4 protein-coding genes are annotated in these 5,710 nt (G+C 64.6%); 1 reads left to right on the top strand and 3 read right to left on the bottom strand.

Annotated features, from left to right (window positions below):
* Positions 1-407: 407 nt before the first annotated feature.
* The 3 genes from HMPREF9440_RS05695 to HMPREF9440_RS05685 form a co-directional block, all read right to left on the bottom strand.
* Positions 408-2,648, bottom strand: coding sequence for an inorganic phosphate transporter (locus tag HMPREF9440_RS05695; RefSeq protein WP_008542348.1), 2,241 nt, complete (start codon positions 2,646-2,648; stop codon positions 408-410).
* A 404-nt stretch (positions 2,649-3,052) separates the two neighbouring features.
* Entirely contained in the window at positions 3,053-3,865 is an 813-nt protein-coding gene (locus HMPREF9440_RS05690) for a ZIP family metal transporter (protein WP_008542347.1), read from the bottom strand.
* Positions 3,862-4,461, bottom strand: coding sequence for a TorD/DmsD family molecular chaperone (locus tag HMPREF9440_RS05685; RefSeq protein ID WP_157180695.1), 600 nt, complete (start codon positions 4,459-4,461; stop codon positions 3,862-3,864). The genes HMPREF9440_RS05690 and HMPREF9440_RS05685 overlap by 4 nt, the downstream gene beginning before the upstream one ends.
* A 398-nt stretch (positions 4,462-4,859) precedes the next feature.
* Here HMPREF9440_RS05685 and HMPREF9440_RS11960 point away from each other — a divergent pair.
* The coding region (locus HMPREF9440_RS11960) for a PEP/pyruvate-binding domain-containing protein (protein ID WP_040763974.1) at positions 4,860-5,710 on the top strand (851 nt) is incomplete at its 3' end.

The raw sequence follows: 5,710 nt of genomic DNA, 5'->3' as shown, positions 1-5,710 counted from the left end.
CGCGGCGCGAGCCGTAGTCGCAGGCGACGGCGCCGACTTCGGGACGGGTTTTGAGGTGGCGCTCGGCGGCCGCCCCTTCGACGGGGCAGCACATGTCGGGAATGTGGAGCGTGACGGTGGGCATCTTGGGGTGCTCTCCGGTTGGGTTTCGCCGCCCTTCGTCGTCTTTCGTTGGACTCAGGAAAAGGACTCGGGCGACGGATGTTCGTTCAGATGTCCCTCATTAAAAAGCCTGAAGCAACTTCAAGGTCAAGCCCGTTGCGAAAGATTCTTGTTTTGGGGCCGACGGGCAACAGGAGAGAGGCGCGTCCGAGAGGATCGGGCCATGCCTCCGGCGTCCAAGAAGAAGGCCGCCCGGGCGCGGTGCGCCGGGCGGCCTTGGGATCACGTCGCAAGCGTGCGGGCGGTCAGTGCGCCGTCGCGGGCGTCACCGTGCCGGGATCCTTCTGGGGGTCCTCGGCGGGGTGCGCGAGGTCCTGAAGGAGCATCTGCACGAGGGCGAAGCGGTTCGCCATTTCGCGGATGAACATGAGTTTGCCGAGATAAAGCTCGCTCTTTCGAAGCGAAATCGGCTGGAGCGCGTTCTGGTGGATGTAGGCTTCCTGCGCGCGGTCGAGCAGATCGCTCAGCTCATGCATCGTGTCGGGCGTCATCTTCTCCTGCATCTTGTGAAGCTGCAGCGAGATCGCCTTCAAGGCCTGATGCATCTCACCCGTGTAGGCCGAGTGCAGGTTCGCGACGTAGTGCTCGGACAGCCCGATCTGGTCGCGCAGCGCATGGCTCACTTCCTTCATGTTCGTGCAGGCACGGTAGTAGAAGGTGCGGGCGTCGCGGTCGATCTTGGGCGCGTTCTTGTCGTTCGGGAACATGTAGTAGGCGCCGCGTTCGGCGGAGATGCGGTCGAACAAGCGCACGGCTTCGTTTTTGAGCGACTTCAATTCCTTCGCGTCCTTCCCGAGGAGCGCGTCGATGCTCTCCGACGAGAGCCTCAGCATGGCGCTGAAGTTCTTCGGGACGGCGATCTGCAGCAGATCGTTGATCGCGGCGGCGTTCCCTTCGGAGACGAAGAGGTCTTCTTCGAAGTCGGCGGCTTCGTCCTTCGAGAAGAGGTTGGTCTTCACAAGGATCGCGGCGGCGACGAGCATCGCGAGGATCATCACGGTGAGGCCGGTCTTCGCGAAGAGGAAGACGACGAGGGCGCAGCCGCCCGCGGCGGTGAAGGCCGTCATGAACCAGCCGGAGACGACGGTGAGGACGCCCGAGACGCGGTAGACGGCGCTCTCGCGGTCCCAGGCCCCGTCGGCGAGGGACGAGCCCATCGCGACCATGAAGGTGACGTACGTGGTGGAGAGCGGGAGCTTCAGGCTCGTGGCGGACGCGATCAGCGCCGCGGCGAGGACGAGGTTCACGCAGGCGCGGACTTCGTCGAAGGCGACCTGCGGGTCGCCCGGCTTCGTGATGCGGGGCTCGTAGCGGCGGCCGATCGCACGAAGGACGGAGGCGGGGAGGAACTGCGCGACGGCGCTCGTGGTGCTGATGGAAGAGCGGACGAGCATGCGGGCGGGCAGCGACGACCCAAACTGCTCCTTGCCGCCTCGGCTCGAGGCCGAGAGGTTCACCGAGGTGTCGATCACGCGGCGGGCCTTCTTCGAGGTCCAGAGCGTCACGACCATGACGGCGCCCGAGGCGAGAAGCCAGAGGGAGTTCGTTTTGGTGCTCTCGGCCAAGCCGCCCATCATGAAGGTGTCGGCGTCGGCGCCGGGGACGACGGAGAAGATGTTCCAGGCGTCCAAAGCGGCGAGCGGCACGCCCACGAAGTTCACGAGGTCGTTCCCGGCGAAGGCGAAGGCCAAGGCGAACGTGCCCGAGAGGATGATGAAGGGGAAGACGTTCATGCGGCGCAGCGAAATGCAGGCCTGCATGATGAAGGTTGTCGAGAAGAAGACCGTGAAGAGGATGAGCTCGGTGTTGGCTTCCATCCAGGCGAGGAGTTCCGGCGTCATGAAGGAGGCGCCCTTCGCGCCCTTCATCACGAGGAAGTAGACGATCGCGGTCATGCAGAGGCCGCCGAAGAGGCCGCCGATCCACTGGTAGATGCGCTGGTAGTTGAAGCTGAACACGAGGCGCATCACGAACTGCACGACGAGGCCCGAGACGAACGCGACCAAAACCGACACCAGGATCGCCATGATCATCGAGAGCGCCTTCGCGCTGTTGACGTAGCTCCCGAGGTCCGCCATAGGAAGCCCTTCACTCCAGATCTTGATCGCGGCGAGGGCGACCGTGCCGCCGAGGAGCTCGAAGACGATCGAGACGGTGGTGGAGGTCGGAAGCCCCAGCGAATTGAAGAGGTTGAGGAGGAGCACGTCGGTGACCATCACCGCGCAGAAGATCACGAGCACATCGTGGTAGGTGAACATCGCGGGGACGAGGACGCCGGACTTGGCGATGTCCATCATCCCTGAGGAGAACGTCGCCCCGAGGAGGACGCCCGCACTCGCGACGGCGAGAACGATGTTGAAGGGAGCCGTTTTGGAGCCGACGGCGGAATTGAGGAAGTTGACGGCGTCGTTCGAGACGCCCACGTAGAGGTCGAAGACTGCCAGAAGGCCGAGAAGCCCGAGGCAGACGATGAAGAGGGAATCCATTTTAGGGAGGGATGTCGGTTGGATTGCCCGCCATCCTACGCAGACATCCCTACACCCGGATGACGGCTTTATGACATTTCGATGACAAAGCGCTTTTGAGGGGCCGCGCCCGAAACCCGCGCGCTCGCCGCAGAAAAGCCGGGAAACGAAGGAAGACGAGCGTTCTTCGGGGTGATTTTCTCTGTGACGGAAGCTTTTCAGTGCGGTTTCGCCGGCGTGACGCGCGCGTGACGGATCGGGGCGGACTTGAGAATGGTCAGGGGATTCGGGGCCCTACGCCTTCCGGCGTATTGACGGGGGTTCGGCCGCCCGGAAAACGATGCGGAAACGGATGGAAAACGCCGCAGGAGGCGGCCCCTGCGGCGTTGAGCGTGAGGTTTCGGGAGGTCTTCCGCGCCGGTACGTCAGAAGGAGAGCCCCATGTCGAGCGCCATCATGATCGCGAACCCGGTCATGAAGCTCAGGGTCCCCAAGTCGGAGTGCTCGGACAAGTGTGCGGACGGGACGAGTTCTTCCACGACCACGTAGATCATCGCGCCCGCGGCGAAGGCGAGCATCCAGGGCATGAGGCCCATGAAGTAGGGCAGCCCCAGGACGACGATGAGGCCGCAGATCGGTTCGACGACGCCCGAGAACGTCCCGAAGAGGAACGCCTTCCAGCGGGAGTGCCCCTGGGAGGCCATCGGAATCGAGACGGCGGCGCCTTCGGGAATGTTCTGCAAACCGATGCCGATCGCGAGCGCCAGGGCCGAGGAGAGCGCGACGGGGTTCTCCGACAACCCCGCGAGCCCGGCGGAAAGCCCCACGGAGCCGCCTTCGGGGAGGTTGTGGAGCGTGATCGCGAGAAAGAGGAGCTGCGCGCGGTGCAGGCTCGTCTTCGGGCCCTCGGGCGTGGCGCTCCCGGGGTGAAGGTGCGGGAGCGCCGAGTCGAGGAGCTTCAGAAAGAGCGCCCCGAAAATGAACCCGACCGTCGTGACGATCCAGGGCGTGAGGCCCTGATCCTGGGCGGCGTCGCCCGCGGGGATGAGGAGACTCCAGACGGCCGCGGCCGTCATGATGCCGGCGGCGAACCCCAAGGACATCGTCTCCATGCGGCTCCCCTCCGCGTCGTTCTTCGTGAAGAAGACCGCGGCGGCGCCGATCGTCGTGCAGAGGAAGGTGAAGCCCGTCCCGAGGAGCGTGAGCACCACGGGGGACGTGATCAGGAAGTCGGTCAAAGCGTTTGATCCTCACGAAGCGTCGCTTCGATTTCGAGCACCGTGTCGAGCACCTCGGCGGCGTCGACGAAGAATTGAGCGTCGGGACGGCGGCGGATTTCGGCCGCCAACTGCGCCAGCCACTTCGCCGGATGGTCGTCGAAGAAGCGTTCGGCGGCGGCCGCGTTTTCCTTCAAGAAAAGCACCGTCAGGAACCCGAAGATCATCCCGAGGTGGTCGGCCGGGACGCCGAGCTCGTCCGTGATCGCGATTTCGGCCTCGTCGTAGGCGATGCAGCAGGCGGCGCGCGGGGCCTGAATGCCCAACTGGGCCTTCAGGTTCCACTCGGACTCCGTCAAGGGAATGCGGTTCGGGGCGTCGTCCAGAAAGAGCCGCTTGTACTCGGCCTGCACGGCGTGCGGGTCGGGCATGGGCTTCTCCAGGAGCCGGTCCATCGGCGCCGGATCCATGCCGAGCTCGGCCGCGAGCGCGCCGGCAATCTTGACGGCGTCCTGGAAGCGTTCAATCACGCCGCTCGTCTCCGGATGGATGAAGAGCGCGGCGAGCGCGTCGAAGACGGACTGTCGGGCGTAGTTTTCGAGGCGGGGCGTGGCCATGGGACGGATCTCCTGCATCTCCTGGTAGAGGTCGTTCGATCATTCTACCGAAAAGGGTACGGCGTGCCGTCATCGCGCGGTGAAATCGCGCGCGGCGCGCGGGATTTGAGGCGCTTTCGCACGCCGCTTCGGCGTTCATCGGGCGTCTTCGGGGCGTCTCTCGAACCTCTCCCGATTGGGAGGGGGCTGTTTCAGCGCGTCGACAACCGCAACTTTTCTTCGCGGATCGGGCAACTCCTGAGCCGTCGAGGCCCGAAAACGGTCCCGAGCGGTTACAATCGCGCTAGTCAATTCGAACTAGCCGACGGGTGCCCCGCAGGATGCGGGCTGCGCCCACGGTTGTTGCATTCAAGATTTCCATCCATCATCCCGAAGACACTCGGGTATCAGAGGACAACATGGTACAGGGTCGTTACGTTTTCCCCTTCAGTCAGCTCCGCATGACCGACGTTGACCGCGTCGGCGGCAAGAATGCTTCGCTCGGCGAACTTCTGAGCCAGCTCACGAGCGCCGGCATCCGCGTGCCGGACGGCTTCGCGACGACCGCCGAGGCCTTCCGCCTCTTCCTGAAGGAAGGCGACCTCGAAGGCCGCATCCATGAACGTCTCGCCCACCTCGACGTCGACGACGTGAAGGCGCTCGCCGCCGCCGGCGCGGAAATCCGCGGTTGGATCGAAGCGGCCCCGTTCCCGGCCGAACTCGAACGCGAAATCCGCGAGTTCTACGAGTGGCTCAAAGACGGCCAGGACGAAATCTCCGTCGCCGTGCGCTCCTCCGCCACCGCGGAAGACCTCCCGGACGCGTCCTTCGCCGGTCAGCAGGAAACGGTGCTGAACGTGGTCGGCATCGACGCCGTGCTTCACCGCATGCGCGAAGTCTTCGCGTCGCTCTACAACGACCGCGCGATCTCCTACCGCGTCCACAAGGGCTTCACCCACGCGGAAGTCGCCCTTTCTGCGGGCGTGCAGCGCATGTGCCGCTCCGACAAGGGTGCGGCCGGCGTCATGTTCACGCTCGACACGGAATCGGGCTTTGATCAGGTCGTCTTCATCACGGCTTCCTACGGCCTCGGCGAAACGGTCGTGCAGGGCGCGGTGAACCCCGACGAGTTCTACGTGCATAAGCCCATGCTCGACGCCGGGAAGTTCCCGATCATCAGGAAGGGCCTCGGCAGCAAGCTGATCAAGATGGAGTTCGAGCAGGACGCCGCCTCGGGCCGCACGGTCCGCACGGTCGAAGTTCCGGTCGA

The sequence above is a fragment of the Sutterella parvirubra YIT 11816 genome (assembly GCF_000250875.1).
Taxonomy (GTDB): Bacteria; Pseudomonadota; Gammaproteobacteria; order Burkholderiales; family Burkholderiaceae_F; genus Sutterella; species Sutterella parvirubra.
This window is presented reverse-complemented; position numbering and strand designations above follow the sequence as displayed.

Excerpts from the sequence above, each read along its gene's own strand:
- HMPREF9440_RS05695 (WP_008542348.1), bottom strand. The coding sequence starts at position 2,648 with ATGGATTCCCTCTTCATCGTCTGCCTCGGGCTTCTCGGCCTTCTGGCA.
- HMPREF9440_RS05685 (WP_157180695.1), bottom strand. The coding sequence starts at position 4,461 with ATGGCCACGCCCCGCCTCGAAAACTACGCCCGACAGTCCGTCTTCGAC.